Below are 17689 nucleotides of genomic sequence, written 5' to 3' on the forward strand. Positions count from 1 at the left end.
TACCACGGAGAAGCCGTAAATGACTGCGCTCACCGCCGACCAGATGGCCCGCGTGAAGGCCACTGCGCCTGTTTTCGCCGAGCACGGCGCCACGATCACCAAGCATTTCTACAAGCGGATGTTCGCCGCGCACCCCGAGCTCAAGAACATCTTCAACCAGACGCATCAGCAAAGCGGCAGCCAGCCCGAAACGCTCGCCCGCGCGGTGTACGCGTACGCGGCGAACATTGACAATCTGGGCGCGCTCGGCGGCGCGGTCACGCACATCGCGCACAAGCATGCGAGCCTGAACATCCGTCCGGAGCACTATCCGATCGTCGGCCGCCATCTGCTCGGCGCAGTCGTGGACGTGCTCGGCGACGCCGTGGACCAGCCCACACTCGACGCCTGGGCCGTGGCCTACGAGCAGCTCGCGAACATCATGATCGGCACCGAGGCGAAGCTGTACGAAGGGGCTTCGTGGAGCGGCTTCCGTCCGTTCAAGGTGATGCGCAAGCAAGTCGAAAGCGACGAGATCACCTCGTTCTATCTCGCGCCGGCCGACGGTGCATCGGCAGGCGGCTTCGAGCCGGGCCAGTATGTGAGCGTCACGCGCTTCGTCGACAAGCTCGGCGTGGACCAGCCGCGTCAGTACAGCCTCTCGGACGCGCCGCACGGCAAATGGCTGCGCATCTCGGTGAAGCGGGAGGCTGGCCGCGGCGAAGCGCAGCCGGGCCACGTATCGAACCTCATGCATGACGGCGTGGAAGAAGGCGCGGTGGTGCACGTCAGCGCGCCGATGGGCGAGTTCACGCTCGATCGCAAGAAGACGTCGCCGGTCGTGCTGATGAGCGGCGGTGTGGGCATTACGCCGATGAAGTCGATGCTCTCCACGCTGATCGCCGAGCGTAGCGAGCGCAAGGTGACCTTCGTGCACGCATGCCGTAACGCGAAGGTGCACGCATTCCGCGACTTTCTGCGTCACGCGGTCTGCGAGTACCCGAACGTCAAGCGTGCCGTGTTCTACGAAGAAGTCGGTACAAACGACCGCCAGGGCGTTGACTACGACTTCGAAGGGCGCATCGATATCGGCCGCATCGAAGCGGATGCGTTGTTGCCCGACGCCGATTACTACCTGTGCGGCCCCGTGGCATTCATGCGCGAACAGCGCGAGGCGCTGATTGCCCGCGGCGTCGATGCTTCGCGTATCCACACGGAGATCTTCGGCTCCGGCATGCTGTAACGTTGCACACGAGGCGTGCCGAAATTACACGCTGAGTACGCCGAATGAAAAAGACGCCGCGCGTAAGCGCGGCGTTTTGCGTATGCAGCGGTAAAACATGTATCGAATTGCGACCGGGATCACTCACCCGAAGCCCGCCGGTTCACGGCGCGATACCCCGATGGCGAAATCGAGAGCCTGCGTCGGAAGATCCGCGCAAGACGCTCGCCGCGCGGCACGCCGCAGCGTTGCGCGATCTCGTCGATGGGAAGATTGGTTTGCGCGAGCAGGAGGCAACTGGCATCGAGCCGGGTACGCAGCAAATATTCGGACGGCGTGAGTCCCGTTTGCGTCTTGAAGTGGCGCAGGAAGTTTCGCATGCTCATCTGCGCGACGCGCGCCGCATCGGCCACCGAAATCGGCTGATGGTAGTTCTCGCGCAGCCAGTGCGCAGCCGAACTGATCTTGCCGTTCGCGCTGTCCGCTTCGCCATCGTCGAGCATGGGGCCGAGCCGCTCCCACGAGCCCGGCATCGAGTCCTCGGATACGCGCTGCGCGAGCGCCACGCCGTGATTGCGCTTGACCACCTTGAGCGCGGCGACGAGCGCCTCGGAAGGCGTCACGACAGAAGCGCCGGCGTTGCGCGCTTCCAGCGCCCGGCGTAGCCGCTGCGCCGAGCTTGCCGTATTGCCGCCCGTGCGCAGGAAAGGCACATCGGCGGCGGCGAGTACGGCGCGTCCCTCGCCGAGTGCGCGGATGATTCGCACTTTCGGTGCGAGCATCTGCAGCCGCGTGATGAGCCGCGCGTTGTCGCGCGCTTGCATCGCACCAGGGCCGCCGGCGATAAACAGTGTGTCGAAGCCGCTGCGCAGCGGGCCATGCAGGCTCTCGGACCATATCCGCAGGCCGCAGCCGCTGGCCACGTTGCCGCCAGGCTCGGAAAGCATGACGATCGAATAAGCAGGAAGCGTGTCGGCGCAGGCATCGTTCGCGAGACGAAACACATCGGCGAGCAAGGTCACATCCCCGAGCGGGAAGCCCTCGAAAACCAGGATGCCGATGCGTTTGGCCACGTGTCCGAACTTCAAGTGAGCGCCGCGCGGCTGGAAAGCGGCTTGCCGGCAGACCACCCTGTCGATGTACATGGCCGGTTCCTCGCGCAGAAAGGATTCGCAGGAGTACGTTGCGCTTTTGCGCCGCGTGCCCTCATCCGGCTGAGTGGGGCTGTTACATGCGGTCACATCACGCTCTCGGGATTCATGATAGGCCCGTGGGGTGCTGACGCACGCCGCAGTCTGAAAATGCCGAGAACTTGGCAGAATGGCTCGGTATGGTGGGCAAGGCGGAGCGGTCCTGGCGCGGCGTTGCACCCGGGTCTTATGAGCGCGCACGTGCGCCCCGCGCGAGCTTCACGAACGCCTTGCGGGGAAATCCACGACGCGTGTGTGTCTGTTACTGGGGCATTTTCAGCGGAAATATTGTTTCGAATTCTTGTGCACGTCTTCGCGCATGAGCAGCTCCTCTGGCCACAGCCACGCGTACTGGCTGTGCTGATCGAAGCGCCCAACAGGCACGGTGCTATCCAGCATGAACGCATACGCAAGTACAACGTAATGTGTGCCGATGCCGTTTTCTGCCGCGAAGTTGTCCGGATAGTGATGCTCGAAGACGCCAACGAAGCGCGCAGCCGAGCGCTGCATGCCCGCAATGCCGAGCTCCGTTTCGACGATGCGCGTGAACGCGCCGTCGAGCCATTCGTCCTTGTGGATGCGTCCGCCGGGCACGAACCATTTGCCGCGCGCCGGACGATTGCGTCGTTCACCCACAAGCACGCGGCCGTCGGCGTCGGCGACGATGAGGTCGATCCCGACAAGCGGTGCGAGCCGCACAACCTCGAGGAATTCGGTAGGCGACAGCATGGACGAGCGGATCCGTGGGGTGGCGGTCGTGTCGATATGATTGTCTCGAGCGCAGCCGTTGCGCGCGCGGCGCATGACAATCAGGCGTCGCGTTCATCAGCAGTCTAGGCGGCTCAAAAACGCGTTGCACTGTCCAGAGCCGCCTAAGTCTCGCTATCGTGGGCCAAGATGCGAGCCCTGGCCCTCGCCCTCAAGGCTTCGGCGCGACGTAGCCCGCAGGCGTGACGGCATTCGATCTGGCGATCTCGGCGTTGTCCGACACTACGTATACAGGCGATTCGGTCAGGCGCAGCGGGAGCATGCCGTCGTTGTAAGTCATGGTGGTCGGGTTCCCCATCATGTCGAACACGCTTACCTTGCCCGAGCGCCCGCGCGCGTCCACCTGAAGCGTGTAGTTCGTCGCGCGCGTCGCGTCGTACCCGGCCTTCGCGCTCCAGCGCGCGTTGTCGTGGCTCCACAGCGCCGTGATTACCTTGCCGCCGCCCGGACGCGCGAACGCGTAGGCGTAAACGCCTGCGGGCGTGCCCCGCAACGGCCCGAGGGTATACGTACCGTCGATCAGCCGCGTCATGGTCGCGACCGCGAGCGCGGCCGGCTTCGGGCTGATGTTCGAGGCGCCGTACATGCCCTTCGGATGCTCGAGTTCAAAAAACACGCCGTAGCCGGGTGTCGTCTCTGGCATGTCCGCGCCATAGAAGATGAACGTCGTGTCCGCGCCTTCGCCCAGCAGGATCAGATGCGAGCGCGCGACGACTGCGCCCTGCGCGTAGAGCGTTTGGGCGTCGGGATAGTTCGCTGCGTAATTCGTACCGATGTCGTAACTAATACCCGTTTCGGTCACGACGAGCGGGGCGCCCGGCTTGAGCAGGTCGCGCATCGTCGTGCGCAGTTCGCGCATGGCTTCGGGTAGCGAAAGCGTGCCTTTTTCGGGGGCGCCATACAGACGCTCCGGCGGATGCGAAGGGCTAGTGCCGAAATCGTAGTAGCCGTGGATCGTCACGCCATCGAGATATTTAGCAATCCCAAGCGGTGCGAACTTCTTGAGCCACTCGGTGTTGCCCTGCACGCCTGCATAGGTCGGGCCCATCACGATCGCCGACGGGTCGGTGGCGTGTATGCCCTCGTAGACGGTCTTGTAGAGATCGACGAAATGCGCGTCCGTATCTTTCCATGGCAGCCCGCCGTCCTTGTCGGGCTCCCACGTGACCTGATAGTAGTCGTGCGTCTGGCGCGGGAAGACGCGTGCCCGGATGCGCGCGGACTCCGCGCCTACGCGCGACATGTATTCGCGCAACTGGGGTAAGGACGAAGGCACGTAGCTGTGGGTCTCTTCGCCGTTCGGACTCGCCCAGCCGGGAAAGCCGTCGAGCGTGATCAACCGCATGATGTCGCCGGGCTTGAACTGTAGATCGAGCTGGGGGGAGGCCGCGTCGAACGTATTCGGACCCTTGGGCTCCATGACGTACCAGCCCCGCTTGTCGTTGGCCCACGCCAATCCCAGGTCGGTGTAGAGCGGACGCAGGCCATCACCGCCGCAGCAGTGCTGTCCGGGCGCGATATATGCTGAGCCTTGGCCACCGAAGCGGTGCAGGTCCTGGCGCGCGAAGGTGGGTGCGGGAAGTGCTGCACTCACGTCGGGCAGCAGGCCGAACGTGGAGATTCCGGCCGGCCGGGTGCCGCGCTGGGGCAAACCCGTAGAGGGCTGCGAAGCCAGCGACGCCGAAAACGCGAAGTAGCCCGCCTGCGGCAGCGTGCAGGTGAGCGACGTGACGCGTGGGCCGGCTGCCACCGTGAAATTGCCGCTTGCTTGCGGGCGGCTCCAGGTATCCGTGATCTGCCATTGCACCTTGTCGTCGCCCGTCGCGCGTGTGGTCACATCGATACGCACGCTCTTGCCGCGGGGAAAGAAGCGTGTGCCGTCGCTGCCGGGTGTATCGGCGGAGATAGGATCGTCGCCCGTGTCTGTTGCCATGCGGCTGGCCGCGCTCCTGCAAACGGGCGCGTCGGCGGCGCGACAATTCAGCACCGGGAGCAGCACGCCGAAGACGCTGAGCACGAGCGTGGCGGCCGGCACCCATGAAAAAGCGCGCGATCCGCGCGCCGGAGGAGGGTTCACAAGTGCAGATGCAAGGGCTGGTCGCAATGTCATTGGCAGGTTCCTCACAGCATGAAAGGGTAAGACTAGTTGTTCGAGCCAGTCATTTGACGCCAGCCTCCAGGCATTGTGCGCAATTTCTCCGGGAAGCGCCGCGACAGAGTTGTGCAGTGCTCACGGAGCCCGATCATATAAAGCGGCTTTTTGTGAATTTTTTTATTGTGCGGCGCAAACAGGATTTAACGGGTTTAAAATGCGCCTGGCATGCTCGAAATCGGAGTTCAAAGCTTCTTAAACATCATTTAATCAGACGAATAGACGCGCGGTCTTTAATTGCCCGTTTCGCTTCCATCCCGTGCGTACGCATCGATCGGAAGGCGTCAAACGATTTTGTAGTAACAAAGGCGAATATACCTGCCTGTAACGGTTATCAGGCACTTTTGGCCAATTCGATGTAATCGAACCAATTGCCTTTCACGCAGTTTGCTTTTTGTCATTTGATTTGGCGCCCAACCATCTAATCGGTCCTCGACCGGACTAAATGCGCCAATGTCTCGCCAGTTTCGGTCAGTCATCGTTGCGGGAATTTTTCTCTGCCTATGATGCACTGCACATGGAATGCTATCGAAATGCTATTACCGGGACTTTTCGCTTGGTACGGGGGATTGTTTAGGGGAAAAGCATGGCGTACGCAAGTGTGGATTTGCCGTCGTTCAGTCGCCCGCATCTAGTCACCGCGGGCATCAGTCGAGAGGTGCGTCATATCGCAATTCTGCTGTTCGATGGTTGTTCGCTCCTCGGCGCCGGTATCGTGGCTGAAGTGTTTCATGTAGCGAACGAGCTCTCGACAGACACCGCTCGTAGTTCGCCTTACGATGTAAGCATCCTTTCGGCCGATGGCGGCAACGTGACGTGCTCGTCGTCGGTACGGGTCTGGACAGATGGACTCGATGCGCGCCACTACGTCGGTTTCGACGCGCTGTTCGTGGCGGGTGGAAAGGGTGCCTTCGCGGCCGCCAACGACGAACGTCTCGTCGCATGGTTGCGTCGCGTGCATGCGAATACCGGCACTATTCGTCCGATTGGTGAAGGCCGTTCACTGCTCGAAGCAGCGAGTCTGTGCGGCCAGCGCACGCAGCACGAGTTCGGCTCGTATGCGATGCAAACGGGACGCGAGGAAGCGGGCGGTGACGCCGGCGACCGGCTCGAGTCGATGAAGAGCGCGCTCACGCTGGTCAAGCGAGACCTGGGCGTGGATGTTGCGCGCGCGGTGACTGAGCGGCTCATGCCCGATTCGGGCGGCAACCTGTTGCCATTCCTCGGCGATGCGCTGGGTAGTGCGCCAGCTGACAAAGTGCGTGCAGCGGCGCGCTGGCTCCAAGAAAACTGTCAGCGGGCCATTTCGATAGCGGACGCTGCGCAGGTCGCCGCGATGAGCGAGCGTAACTTTCTGCGCCGCTTCAAGCTCGAGATGGGCATCACGCCATCTGATTACTTACTGCATGCGCGGCTTGCGATTACCTGCAGCCTGCTCACCGATTCGGAATTGCCGGTCGACAAGATCGCGCGCCGCACCGGCATGGGCAATGGCGATCGCCTCGCCAAGATCTTTCGCAAACGCATGATGATTTCGCCCACCGAATACCGCGAGCAAAGCCGCCGCGAGGCCGGCGTCGCTGTATCGTAACGCCGCGGTAACAACGGTCGCGCTTCGTTACAAACGGGGTCGCTGTTCGCGAGCCGAGGTGATCCTGCCCGATATGAAGGAGTCCGAAGATGAATGAAAGGTCATCGATTCACGAAGGACAAAGTCAGGCCCGTGCGCAAAGCGAGCCGCGTCCAGCGCGCGAAGACGCCACGCCTTGCACGCGCATCGTGCCCGTGGTACTGGCGGGCGGTTCCGGTACCCGCTTGTGGCCGATGTCGCGCGAACAATTCCCTAAGCAGCTAATTGGTGTGGTGGGCAGCGATACACTGCTGCAGGCAACTGTGCATCGCCTCGACGGCTTTTCGTCAGAGTGGGAGGTCTCGAGTTCGCCAATCGTCGTATGTGGTGAAGAACACCGTTTCGTGATCGTCGATCAGTTGCGTGCATGTGGCATGGACGCGCGGCTCGTGGTCGAGCCGGCGCGGCGCGACACGGCGCCGGCGCTCACGCTCGCTGCGGCGCTTGCGTGCGCAAACGGCGACGACGCGATTCTCATCGTCATGCCGTCGGACCATGCGATCGCCGACGTGGACGCCCTGCAGCGCGCGCTCGAATGCGCAGCGCGCCACGCGCAGCGCGGCGCGATCGTCACGCTCGGCGTGCCGCCGCGTTCGCCTGAAACGGGGTTTGGTTACATCCGCGTCGGCGAGGCGCTTGCCGACGGCGCGCATCGTATCGACGGTTTCGTCGAAAAGCCCGCGCCGGAACTCGCTACGCAGTACATCGCGCAGGGCGGCTACTGGTGGAACAGCGGCATCTTCGTGATGCGTGCGAGCGTGTGGCTCGATTCGCTGCGCGCGCTGCAGCCCGATATGCATGCGGCGTGCCTTGCCGCGTTCGTCGATGGCCAGCAGGACGGCCCTGCGTTCCGACCGGCCGCCGATGCCTTCAAGCGTGCCCCGTCCGACTCGATCGACTACGCGGTCATGGAGCGGCTGTCGGCCAGCAACGGCTGGACGCCCGAGGGCGTGGTGGTCGCGCTCGACGCGGGCTGGTCCGACCTCGGCTCGTGGGACGCCGTATGGGCGGCAATGGAAAAGGACGAAGACGGCAACGTCGGACGCGGGCGCGTGGTATTCGAAGGAGCGGTCGCGACTTACGCGCACTCCGACGGCAGGCTCGTGGCTTGCGTGGGCACGTCCAACCTCGTGGTGGTCGAAACGGCAGATGCGGTGCTCGTCGCCGACCGCTCGAAGGTGCAGGACGTGAAGGGGCTCGTTGCACGAATCAAGGCGGAACACGCGCCCGAGGCGGCGTCGCATCGCAAGGTGCAACGTCCGTGGGGCTTTTACGATTCGATCCATTCGGGGGAGCGCTTCCAAGTCAAGCGCATCGTCGTCACGCCGGGCGCACGGCTCTCGCTGCAACTGCATCACCATCGCGCCGAGCACTGGACGGTCGTGCGTGGCACCGCGCTCGTCACTCGTGGTGAGGAATCCTTTCTTATGACGGAAAACGAGTCCACTTACATTCCGCTCGGTGTGCGTCACCGGCTGGAAAACCCGGGCAAGGTGCCGCTCGAAATCATCGAGGTGCAGTCGGGAGCGTATCTGGGAGAGGACGACATCGTTCGTCTCGACGATACGTACGGCCGCTGCGGTTGAGGCTGGCGGCACGGCTTGCAGGGAGAGAAAAAAGGGAGAAAGCATGCGCGAGCTACAAAACTTGATGGCGAGAGTGCTCGACGTATCTGCCGTAATGATCGGCGCGAGCGTGGCTTCGGAGATCCGCTTCGAAGATATCGTGCCGCGTGGCGTGAACGAAGCTTTCGTGCTGCTCTCGGCAGCCTTCGCGCTCGTGATCTTTCCGGCGTTCGAGCTTTACCAGTCGTGGCGCGGCCGCTCCAAAGCGTTGCTCGCGGGTCAGGTGTCGCTTGCCTGGCTCGTGGTGCAGGGTTGCGCACTGATCTCGATGTACTCGACGATGCACCATGTCGATGTCGTTTCGCGTCTGTGGTTCGCTTACTGGACTGCGCTTGCAGGCGGCTTGCTCATTACGTGGCGAGTTTTCGCGCACGGTGTGCTTGCGCACATGCGGCGCGCGGGCATGAACCTTCATCAGGTCGCCATTGCAGGTTCCGCGTCGCAGTGCGACGAGATTGTGCGGCGCATCGATGCGGAGCCGGGCTCCGGTTTTCGCGCGAGCGCGCTCTACAACACGATGCCGCAATCGGCGCGACCCGCGAGCGAGAAATACGCGCAGGTGTGCGAGACGATCGAGGCGTTCGCGCAGCACATCCGCGAGCATGACGTGCACGAATTGTGGCTCGCCCTTTCGCTTGCGGAGGAGCGCACGGTGGTGCGGCTCGTCAGCGAGTTTCGCAACGACCTCGTGAACATCCGCTTCATTCCGGATGTGCGCTCGCTGGCGCTGTTCGATACCAGTACGGTGATCGAGTTGCTCGGCGTGCCGGCGATCAACCTCGTTGCCTCGCCGCTGCCCGCGAGCGCGCAGTTCAAGAAGGCGTTGTTCGACCGCGTGTTCGCAGCGCTTGCGCTCGTGAGCCTCATGCCGCTTCTCATCGGCATTGCCATTGCGGTGAAGTGTTCCTCGCCGGGGCCGGTGCTGTTCAGGCAGCGACGCAAGGGCGCCGATGGCCGCGTGTTCACGATCTACAAGTTCCGTACGATGCGCGAGCACAAGGAGGCGCCCGGGACGGTGAGTCAGGCGACGCGCCATGACCCGCGCGTGACACGTCTCGGAGCGCTCCTGCGCCGCACGAGCCTAGATGAATTGCCGCAGTTCTACAACGTGTTGCGCGGCGACATGTCGGTGGTCGGACCCCGCCCGCATGCGCTCGAGCACGACGATCTCTATCAGAGCGTGGTGAAGGGTTACATCCACCGCTATCGCATCAAGCCCGGCATTACCGGCTGGGCGCAGGTCAATGGATTTCGCGGCGAGACCGATCGCCTCGAAAAGATGGAAATGCGCGTAGCGCACGATCTTTATTACCTTGGGCATTGGTCGTTCTGGCTCGACATGCGCATCATCGCGGCCACGATCATTCACGGTCTGGTTGGCCGCAACGCGTATTGAGCGCAGCGGCGCATTCGAGCAAGCATCACCAGCAAGCAACACCAGGTTTCGGGAGAAGCAAGATGGCGATGAATTATGACGGCGCTTACTATGGCGCAGCAGGCGCCGACGAGCGATACCTAGGCGATTACCTGCAAACGATGGTGGCGAACTGGCGCGCCATCGCGATCGTGACGCTTGCCGTCACGCTGCTCGGCGCAGCCTATGCGTTTCTCGCCACGCCGACCTATCGGGCCGACGTGCTGTTCCACCTCGTCGACAAGGGCGACGCCAGCAAGAAGGAAAGCAGCCTGCCGCCGCTCACGGGCATGTTCGACGAGAAGTCGACCGCGAACGGCGTGATCGAAATGCTGAAGTCGCGCAACGTGACCGAGGAAACGGTGCGCAAACTGCACCTCGATATTTCGGCGCGGCCGCGCGAAATGCCCGTGATCGGCGGCATGCTCTCGGGCATCATGAGTGCGCCCTGGGCGCAGCACCTGCCCGGGTTCCTTCGGCCATCCGGCTACGCCTGGGGCGGCGGCGACATCAAGGTGTCACGCTTCGATACGCCCGAGGCGATGTATGAGCGCGACTTCACGATCGTCGCCGGCGAAGAGCCCGGCACCTTCACGCTGCGCGACCCCGACGGCATTCCGCTCCTGCAGGGCCGCGTGGGCGAGGACGTGAGCGCCAACACGTCGGTCGGGCCGATCGCGCTGCACGTCGACAGTTTGAGCGGGCCGCCCGGAACGCCTTTCCTGCTCACGCGCGCCTCGACGCTCACCACTGTCGACCGGCTGGAGAATTCGCTGCAGATCCAGGAGGTCGGGCTGCAGTCCGGTGTGATCCGCGCGAGTCTCGAAGGCCACAACAGCAAGACGACGGCTGCGATCCTCAACAACGTGGCGCACGAGTTCATCAAGCAGGACATCGCGAGCCGTTCAGCGGAAGCGGAACACATGCTCGCGTTCCTCGACGATCAGCTGCCGCAATTGCGCTCGCAGGTCGATGCCGCCGAGCAGAAGTACAACAAGTTCCGTAACGAGCACGGCACCGTCGATCTCGGCGAAGAAAGCCGGCTGCTGCTCCAGCAGGTGAGCGACAACAAGATCCGTCTCGAAGACCTGCGGCAGCAACGCGCGGAACTCGCGCAGCGTTTCACCGAGCATCACCCGGCCGTTCAGGCGCTCGATGCGCAGATCGGCACGCTGCAAGCCGCACAGTCGCAACTCACGCGTAATGTGGCGCAACTGCCGGATACGGAACAGTCCGCCGTGCGGCTCTTGCGCGACGTGCATGTGAGTACGGAGCTTTACACGAGCCTCCTGAACAGCGCCCAGCAACTGCGTGTGGCACGCGCGGGCCAGGTGGGCGACGTGCGCGTGGTCGATTTCGCCGAACCACCGGATGATCCCGTGCGTCCGAAGAAGCTGCTCGTGATCGCGATCGCGATCGGTGCGGGGCTCGTGCTGGGCGTGCTCGTCGCGTTCGTGCGCAAGTCGCTGTACGGCGGTGTGGAGCGTCCGGACGAGCTCGAAGCCGCGCTTGGCGTGCCGGTCTTCGCCGTGGTGCCGCGCAGTCCGCAGCAGCTGCGGTTGCAGCATCACGTGTCGTCGCGCCGGCGCGGACTGCACGTGCTCGCGCAGCAGAATCCGCAAGACGTCGCGGTGGAAGGCGTGCGCAGCCTGCGGACTTCGCTGCAGCTCACGCTCAACGACGCGCGCAACAACATCGTGATGCTTACGGGCTCACGGCCCGACATCGGCAAATCATTCCTCTCGGTCAATCTCTCCGCGCTGGTCGCCTCAGTGAACAAGCGCGTGCTGATCGTCGACGGCGACATGCGGCGTGGCGACGTGCACTCGCACTTCGGCATCGTGCACCAGCCGGGTCTCTCCGACGTGTTGCTCGGCGCCGATCTGGACCAGGCGATCCAGCACGAGGTGCTGCCCGGGCTCGACGTGCTCGCCAAGGGCTCGCTGCATTCGCATCCGTCCGAACTGTTGATGAGCCCACGCTTCGAGTCGCTGCTCGAAGAACTGGGGGCGCGGTATGACCTCGTGATCGTCGACACGCCGCCGGTGCTCGCGGTGACCGACTCGACGGTCATCGGGCGCTACGCGGGTACGACACTTCTCGCGATCCGCCATGGCCGCCACCCGATTTCGGAGCTCGAGGAAACGGTCAAGCGCCTGCGCATCGGCGGCGTGAATCTGCGTGGCGTGCTGCTCACCGACGTGCCGAAGACGGGCGCGTTCATCGGCGGCGGGTATCGCGGCGGTTACTACGGTTACGAAAGCATTGCAGGGTAGCAGCAGGTTGACGGTCGGTTTTCGGGCCGCCCGTCGATGATGAAAACCACCGAATCCCATTTCGCGCACGCGAGGAGAGAACGATGGCAATGGCTCGTAAAGTTGCTTTGATTACCGGCATCACCGGTCAGGACGGTTCGTATCTGGCAGAACTGCTTTTGAACAAAGGCTATGAGGTGCACGGCATCAAGCGCCGCTCATCGCTCTTCAACACGGACCGCATCGATCACCTGTATCGCGATGCACACGACTCGGAGCCCGGCATCCACCTGCATCACGGCGAAATGACAGACACTACGGCGCTGTTGCGCGTGGTCCAGGAGATATCGCCCGACGAAGTCTACAACCTCGCCGCGCAGAGCCACGTGGCCGTGTCGTTCGACGAGCCCGAATACACCGCGAACGCGGACGGTCTCGGCACGCTGCGCATTCTGGAAGCGATCCGCATTCTCGGCCTCGCGAAGAAAACGCGCTTCTACCAGGCTTCGACCTCGGAACTTTACGGGCTCGTGCAGGAAGTTCCGCAGCGCGAAACCACGCCGTTCTACCCGCGCAGCCCGTATGCGGTCGCGAAGCTGTTCGCGTACTGGACCACGGTGAACTACCGCGAGGCGTATGGCATCTACGCGTGCAACGGCATTCTCTTCAACCACGAGTCGCCGCAGCGTGGCGAGACCTTCGTCACGCGCAAGATCACGCGTGCGATTGCGCGCATCGCCGTCGGGTTGCAGAAGGAACTGTATCTCGGCAACCTCTCGGCCATGCGCGACTGGGGCCATGCGCGCGATTACGTCGACATGCAGTGGCGCATGCTCCAGCAGGAGCAGCCCGAGGACTTCGTGATCGCAACGGGTGTGCAGTACAGCGTGCGCGACTTCGTGCGCGCGGCGGCGGCGGAACTGGGCATCACTGTGCGTTTCGAGGGAAGCGGTGTCGATGAGGTCGGCATTGTCGACCACGTCGACTCGCGTGAGATGCGGCTCGAAGCGGGGCAGGTGATCCTGCGGGTCGACCCGCGCTACTTCCGCCCGGCCGAGGTCGAGACGCTGCTTGGCGACGCCTCCAAGGCGCAGGAGAAGCTGGGCTGGAAGCCAGCCACTTCGTTCCAGGCGCTCGTCAAGGAAATGGTGCGAGCCGACTATCAGGCCGCCCGGCGCGACGCGCTCGTCACGCTGGCCGGCTTCAAGGCTCTCGAACATCACGAGTGAGATGCCATGGACAAGAACTCCCGAATCTTCGTTGCCGGCCACCGCGGTATGGTGGGCTCAGCACTCGTGCGCGCGTTGCAGGCGCACGGCTACCATAACCTCGTCACGCGTCCCCACGCGGAGCTCGACCTCACCGATCAGGCCGCGGTTGACGCCTTCTTCGAAGGCGAGCACATCGACGCGGTGCTGCTCGCGGCCGCGCGCGTGGGCGGTATCCTCGCGAATTCGACGCAGCCCGCACAGTTCGCCTGGGACAATCTGGCGATCGAGACCAACGTGATCCGGGCCTCGTACAACGCGGGCGTGCAGCGCCTCGTGTTCTTCGGCTCGTCGTGCATTTATCCGCGCGAATGCCCGCAGCCGATCCGCGAAGACTATCTGCTCACTTCGCCGCTCGAGCCGACCAACGAGGCCTACGCGATCGCGAAGATCGCGGGCCTGAAGCTCTGCGAAGCGTACAACCGCCAGTACGGCACGCATTTCGTCTCGCTCATGCCGACCAACCTGTACGGCCCCAATGACAACTACGACCTCGGCAGCAGCCATGTGCTGCCCGCGCTGATCCGCAAGGCGCACGAGGCGCGCGGCAACGGCCAGCGCACGCTGACCGTCTGGGGTTCGGGCAGGCCGCGCCGCGAGTTCCTGCACGTCGACGATCTCGCCGATGCGACGATCTTCGTGCTCGAGCACGAGACCGGCGACGGGGTGTACAACGTCGGCGTCGGCGAGGACCTGTCGATCCGCGACCTCGCGCAGCGCGTGTGCGACGTGGTGGGCTTCGAAGGCGAACTGGTATTCGATTCGACCAAGCCCGACGGCACGCCGCGCAAGCTGCTCGACGTGTCGCGCCTGGGCGACCTGGGCTGGCACGCGCACATTGGCCTCCAGGAGGGGCTCGCTCGCACCTACGACGATTTTCTGCAAACCCATGCCGCGCCGGCGTACGAGGCGGGCATGCGGGCTTGACGTGGCCTGACGGGACCGAATGGCTTTTAAACAATCGGCTCAACAGGACGAAAGGGAATAGGCGTCTGGTTGGTGGTGGGCGTCGTGCGCGGACCGGATGCACGACGCCCGCTTTTTTTCGCTCGGCGCGCGAGACGATTAAAAGCGGCACACAGCAGTTCAGGGACGGAAGCAACGCAATGAGAATCCTGATCTACGGACTTAATTACGCGCCCGAAGTCACAGGCGTCGGCAAATACACAGCCGAAATGGCGGCGCTGCTCGCGGCGCACGGCCACGAGGTGCGCGTGATCTGCGCGCCGCCTTATTACCCGCAATGGCGCGTGCATGAAGGCTATCGCGCGGGGCGTTATCAACGCGAAACGTTGCGCGGCGTGGGCGTCTCGCGAGCGCCGCTGTGGGTGCCGACCCGGCAGGGCGGCTTCAAACGCATCGTGCATCTGGCGAGCTTCGCGCTCTCGTCGCTGCCGCTTCTCGCGCGCCTCGCGGCGTGGCGGCCTGAGGCGGTCATGCTGATCGTGCCGACGCTCTTCTGCGCGCCCGGCGCCCTCATGCTCGCACGTGCCGTCGGCGCGCGCAGCTGGCTGCATATTCAGGACTTCGAAGTCGATGCGGCATTCGACCTCGGGCTGCTGCGCGGCGGCCAGGGGTCGCGTCTCGGGCGCGCGGCCCTTGCCGGCGAACGCTGGCTGCTGCGGCGCTTCGACGTCGTCTCGTCGATTTCCGCGCGCATGGTCGAGCGCGCCATCGACAAGGGTGTGGACGCCGCGCGCGCCGTGTGCCTGCCGAACTGGGTCGACACCCAGACGATCTTCCCGCTGCCGTATCCGAGCGCGTTCCGGCGTCGCCTCGGTATCCCGCAGGACAACACCGTCGTCCTCTACTCGGGGAACATGGGGGCAAAGCAGGGCATCGAAATTCTCGCGGACGTCGCAACGGCGCTCGCCGCGCGGCCCGACATCAGCTTCGTGTTCTGCGGCGACGGCGCGGCCAAGCGCGAGCTGATGGCGCGTTGCGAGCCGCTCTCGAACTGTCATGTGCTGCCGCTGCAGCCGTCTTCGATGCTCAACGAGCTGCTGAACGTGGCCGATATCCACGTGCTGCCGCAGCGCGCCGACGCTGCCGACCTCGTGATGCCCTCGAAACTCACCGGCATGCTCGCGAGCGGCCGTGCGGTGGTCGCCATGGCGCGGCCCGGCACGAGTCTCTTCGACGTGGTCTCGGACCACGGGATTGTGGTGCCGCCCGAGGATAGCGGGGCGCTCGCTGCGGCGATCGTCGACCTGGCCGGCGACCCCGCGCGCCGCGCCGAGCTTGGCCATGCCGCGCGTCGCTACGCGAAGCGCATGCTGTCACCGCAAGCGATCTTCGACGTGCTCGAGGCGAGGCTTGCCGGTCTGGCAGGTGAAGTCGCCGAGCCGGCTGGCCAGACGCAGGTCGAGCCGCAGACCGCGGCAAGTGGCGCTGCATCGGCGCAGCAACCTGCGCGTCAGGCAGGCAAAGGCGGATCGACGTTGCCGGAGGTCGAGCAGTCCGATGTATGAGCGACTGCGCCCAAGGCCGCGATGATGGTGGCCTTGGGCTGTCCCGGACCGCTGGCGGAGGCTTACCAGGGCGACTTGTAGAGTTCGGAGTTGGACTGATCCGGCGACCCGTACGGGCTGCCATACGGATTGCCATAGACCTGCGCAGTTGGCGAGGTCTGGCTGGCGCCGTAGTCATAGCCAGCCGTCGAGCGGCCTTTCCCCGCAGGACCCCCCGCACCGGCCCCACCGGTGCTCCTCGCCACCGCATTGCCGGCGCGCGACATGCCGTTCGCGCCGATCCTGCCGTGGTTCGCGGCGCCCCTGCCGCCTGCGCTCGAAGTGCTGTTTCTGTCGCCCCTGCCACCGTTGGCGCTCACCGCGCTCGCCGCGTAATCGCCAGGCGTTACGACGTGCATGTGCTTTTCGTTCGTGAGCGCGTCTCGCGCGTCGTCTGGCGAAGCGCCGTTGCTGCTGTAGGGGGTGACGCTGTACGGGTTGTCAGAAGTGCCCGGACCGCCGAGCAGGCGCTGTTCGTCTTGTTGCTGGCGCTGCACGGCGCCCGTGCGGGTGTCGCCCTGGCTGCCCTGGTGACTCTGGTCACTCGCGGCAGCGGGGGAGCCCCCGGCGCCGTACGGGGCGTTCTGCGCAAATGCCGCGTACGGCCACGCGGCGCACGCAGCTTGCAGCGCGGCGGCGAGTACATAAGGCGCAAATCGATGATGAGAAAAACTGGACATGGCATTGATCCCGCGCGCCGCGAACGATGCGGCGTCAAGCCTTCATGTTGCCTACCGCGCGTCGCGCCGCTGCGCCAAAACCCCGGCCGTGTCGGCCACGCGTATGAGCCGATGCGGTGGCCGCCCGATAATGAAATCGTGGCCTGATGCGTCCCGTTATGCGGGCCGCCAGGCTCGCAATCCTCAGGAAGCCAACAGGAACCGACCCGGATGGGCAAGGAGCGTTCATGACGGAAGCGGTCGAAGGTCTAGGGGCCCGCAAAGGGAACGTCGGCGCGGCCGGCCGTAGGGATGGAGCGGGCGAAGCGCCGCCCGCAGGCGTCGTACCGCCTCAAGCCGCAAACGACGCGCGAGCCGCGGAAATCCGCGTGATCGATTTGAGTCGTGCGGGCAAGGGCAACTTCGTCGCGCGCCGGGGCAAGCTCGTGCAGGCCGCGTGGTATCTGGTCGAGGCCTGCGTGCTCGACAACCGTCTGCTGCCGCTCTCCGCGCTGCGCGTGGGCCTGCTGCGCCTGTTCGGCGCGAAGGTCGGGCAGGGCTGCCGCCTCGTCCATCCCATGCGCGTGAAGGCGCCGTGGAATCTGGAAATGGGCGACAACTGCTGGATCGGCGTGGACGTCTGGATCTACAACCAGGCGCCCATCCGCATCGGCTCGAACGTCTGCCTTTCGCAGGGCGCGTTTCTCAGCGCCGGCTCGCACGACATGCGCACGAACATGGACCTGCACGTCGCGCCGATCGTGATCGAGGACGGTGCGTGGGTCTCGTCGAAATGCGTGGTGCAGATGGGCGTGACGATCGGGCGCTCGGCGGTCGTGACGCCGCTCTCGGTCGTGCATCGTTCGCTGGAAGCCGGCGGCGTGTATGGCGGCAATCCGTGCCGCTTTATCCGCTGGCGTTTCGAGGAGGGCAAGCCGCCCAAGGCATAAGGGCGGCGCGAAGCTGGCTCGTTTCAAGCAGATTCATGCAACGCATGAGCAGGCCCGAAGGCCTGCT

Annotated in this window: 13 protein-coding genes; 9 read left to right on the plus strand and 4 right to left on the minus strand. The window is 64.4% G+C overall.

The window, feature by feature from the left end; all coding sequences use genetic code 11:
- Positions 1-19: 19 nt before the first annotated feature.
- Positions 20-1222: an NO-inducible flavohemoprotein gene (gene hmpA / locus AB4Y43_RS06150; RefSeq protein WP_069267812.1), complete on the plus strand. Its 1203-nt coding sequence runs from the start codon at positions 20-22 to the stop codon at positions 1220-1222.
- A 119-nt stretch (positions 1223-1341) separates the two neighbouring features.
- Here the strand turns inward: hmpA and AB4Y43_RS06155 are convergent, their stop codons facing one another.
- The 3 genes from AB4Y43_RS06155 to AB4Y43_RS06165 form a co-directional block, all read right to left on the minus strand.
- Positions 1342-2346, minus strand: a complete 1005-nt coding sequence (locus AB4Y43_RS06155) for a helix-turn-helix domain-containing protein (RefSeq protein ID WP_342947677.1) — start codon at positions 2344-2346, stop codon at positions 1342-1344.
- 321 nt (positions 2347-2667) lie between these two features.
- Positions 2668-3120, minus strand: coding sequence for a GDP-mannose mannosyl hydrolase (locus AB4Y43_RS06160; protein WP_069267835.1), 453 nt, complete (start codon positions 3118-3120; stop codon positions 2668-2670).
- Positions 3121-3310: 190 nt separating this feature from the next.
- A complete protein-coding gene (locus AB4Y43_RS06165; protein WP_368727237.1) occupies positions 3311-5092 on the minus strand; it encodes a hypothetical protein in 1782 nt (593 codons plus the stop codon).
- Positions 5093-5897: 805 nt separating this feature from the next.
- On the opposite strand from AB4Y43_RS06165, the gene AB4Y43_RS06170 reads away from it, so the two are divergent.
- The 7 genes from AB4Y43_RS06170 to AB4Y43_RS06200 all read left to right on the plus strand — a co-directional run bounded on the left by AB4Y43_RS06170 (position 5898) and on the right by AB4Y43_RS06200 (position 15974).
- Positions 5898-6902: a GlxA family transcriptional regulator gene (locus tag AB4Y43_RS06170; RefSeq protein ID WP_069267809.1), complete on the plus strand. Its 1005-nt coding sequence runs from the start codon at positions 5898-5900 to the stop codon at positions 6900-6902.
- Between the two features lie 89 nt (positions 6903-6991).
- Complete coding sequence (locus AB4Y43_RS06175; protein ID WP_368727238.1) at positions 6992-8527, plus strand: mannose-1-phosphate guanylyltransferase/mannose-6-phosphate isomerase; 1536 nt, start codon at positions 6992-6994, stop codon at positions 8525-8527.
- 43 nt (positions 8528-8570) lie between these two features.
- Positions 8571-9962 carry an undecaprenyl-phosphate glucose phosphotransferase gene (locus AB4Y43_RS06180; protein WP_069267807.1) on the plus strand — a complete coding sequence of 464 codons (1392 nt, stop codon included), beginning with the start codon at positions 8571-8573 and terminating at the stop codon, positions 9960-9962.
- Positions 9963-10024: 62 nt separating this feature from the next.
- Positions 10025-12256: a polysaccharide biosynthesis tyrosine autokinase gene (locus AB4Y43_RS06185; RefSeq protein WP_069267806.1), complete on the plus strand. Its 2232-nt coding sequence runs from the start codon at positions 10025-10027 to the stop codon at positions 12254-12256.
- A gap of 89 nt (positions 12257-12345) precedes the next feature.
- Positions 12346-13464: a GDP-mannose 4,6-dehydratase gene (gene gmd / locus AB4Y43_RS06190; RefSeq protein WP_069267834.1), complete on the plus strand. Its 1119-nt coding sequence runs from the start codon at positions 12346-12348 to the stop codon at positions 13462-13464.
- Between the two features lie 6 nt (positions 13465-13470).
- Complete coding sequence (locus AB4Y43_RS06195) at positions 13471-14430, plus strand: GDP-L-fucose synthase (RefSeq protein ID WP_069267805.1); 960 nt, start codon at positions 13471-13473, stop codon at positions 14428-14430.
- A 179-nt stretch (positions 14431-14609) separates the two neighbouring features.
- Positions 14610-15974: a glycosyltransferase WbuB gene (locus AB4Y43_RS06200; RefSeq protein WP_368727239.1), complete on the plus strand. Its 1365-nt coding sequence runs from the start codon at positions 14610-14612 to the stop codon at positions 15972-15974.
- Between the two features lie 62 nt (positions 15975-16036).
- On the opposite strand, the gene AB4Y43_RS06205 is transcribed toward AB4Y43_RS06200, so the two are convergent.
- Complete coding sequence (locus tag AB4Y43_RS06205; RefSeq protein WP_368727240.1) at positions 16037-16693, minus strand: hypothetical protein; 657 nt, start codon at positions 16691-16693, stop codon at positions 16037-16039.
- Between the two features lie 227 nt (positions 16694-16920).
- On the opposite strand from AB4Y43_RS06205, the gene AB4Y43_RS06210 reads away from it, so the two are divergent.
- Entirely contained in the window at positions 16921-17622 is a 702-nt protein-coding gene (locus AB4Y43_RS06210) for a putative colanic acid biosynthesis acetyltransferase (protein WP_342947685.1), read from the plus strand.
- The last annotated feature ends 67 nt before the right edge of the window (positions 17623-17689 follow it).

Source organism: Paraburkholderia sp. BR10872 (assembly GCF_040965835.1).
GTDB lineage: Bacteria > Pseudomonadota > Gammaproteobacteria > Burkholderiales > Burkholderiaceae > Paraburkholderia > Paraburkholderia nodosa_A.

What these genes read in the sequence shown, in the direction of transcription:
- AB4Y43_RS06185 (WP_069267806.1), top strand. Translation starts at nt 10,025, where the DNA reads ATGGCGATGAATTATGACGGCGCTTACTATGGCGCAGCAGGCGCCGAC.
- hmpA (WP_069267812.1), top strand. Translation starts at nt 20, where the DNA reads ATGACTGCGCTCACCGCCGACCAGATGGCCCGCGTGAAGGCCACTGCG.
- AB4Y43_RS06155 (WP_342947677.1), bottom strand. Translation starts at nt 2,346, where the DNA reads ATGTACATCGACAGGGTGGTCTGCCGGCAAGCCGCTTTCCAGCCGCGC.
- AB4Y43_RS06180 (WP_069267807.1), top strand. Translation starts at nt 8,571, where the DNA reads ATGCGCGAGCTACAAAACTTGATGGCGAGAGTGCTCGACGTATCTGCC.
- AB4Y43_RS06200 (WP_368727239.1), top strand. Translation starts at nt 14,610, where the DNA reads ATGAGAATCCTGATCTACGGACTTAATTACGCGCCCGAAGTCACAGGC.
- AB4Y43_RS06210 (WP_342947685.1), top strand. Translation starts at nt 16,921, where the DNA reads ATGACGGAAGCGGTCGAAGGTCTAGGGGCCCGCAAAGGGAACGTCGGC.
- AB4Y43_RS06175 (WP_368727238.1), top strand. Translation starts at nt 6,992, where the DNA reads ATGAATGAAAGGTCATCGATTCACGAAGGACAAAGTCAGGCCCGTGCG.
- gmd (WP_069267834.1), top strand. Translation starts at nt 12,346, where the DNA reads ATGGCTCGTAAAGTTGCTTTGATTACCGGCATCACCGGTCAGGACGGT.
- AB4Y43_RS06160 (WP_069267835.1), bottom strand. Translation starts at nt 3,120, where the DNA reads ATGCTGTCGCCTACCGAATTCCTCGAGGTTGTGCGGCTCGCACCGCTT.
- AB4Y43_RS06165 (WP_368727237.1), bottom strand. Translation starts at nt 5,092, where the DNA reads ATGGCAACAGACACGGGCGACGATCCTATCTCCGCCGATACACCCGGC.
- AB4Y43_RS06205 (WP_368727240.1), bottom strand. Translation starts at nt 16,693, where the DNA reads ATGTCCAGTTTTTCTCATCATCGATTTGCGCCTTATGTACTCGCCGCC.
- AB4Y43_RS06170 (WP_069267809.1), top strand. Translation starts at nt 5,898, where the DNA reads ATGGCGTACGCAAGTGTGGATTTGCCGTCGTTCAGTCGCCCGCATCTA.
- AB4Y43_RS06195 (WP_069267805.1), top strand. Translation starts at nt 13,471, where the DNA reads ATGGACAAGAACTCCCGAATCTTCGTTGCCGGCCACCGCGGTATGGTG.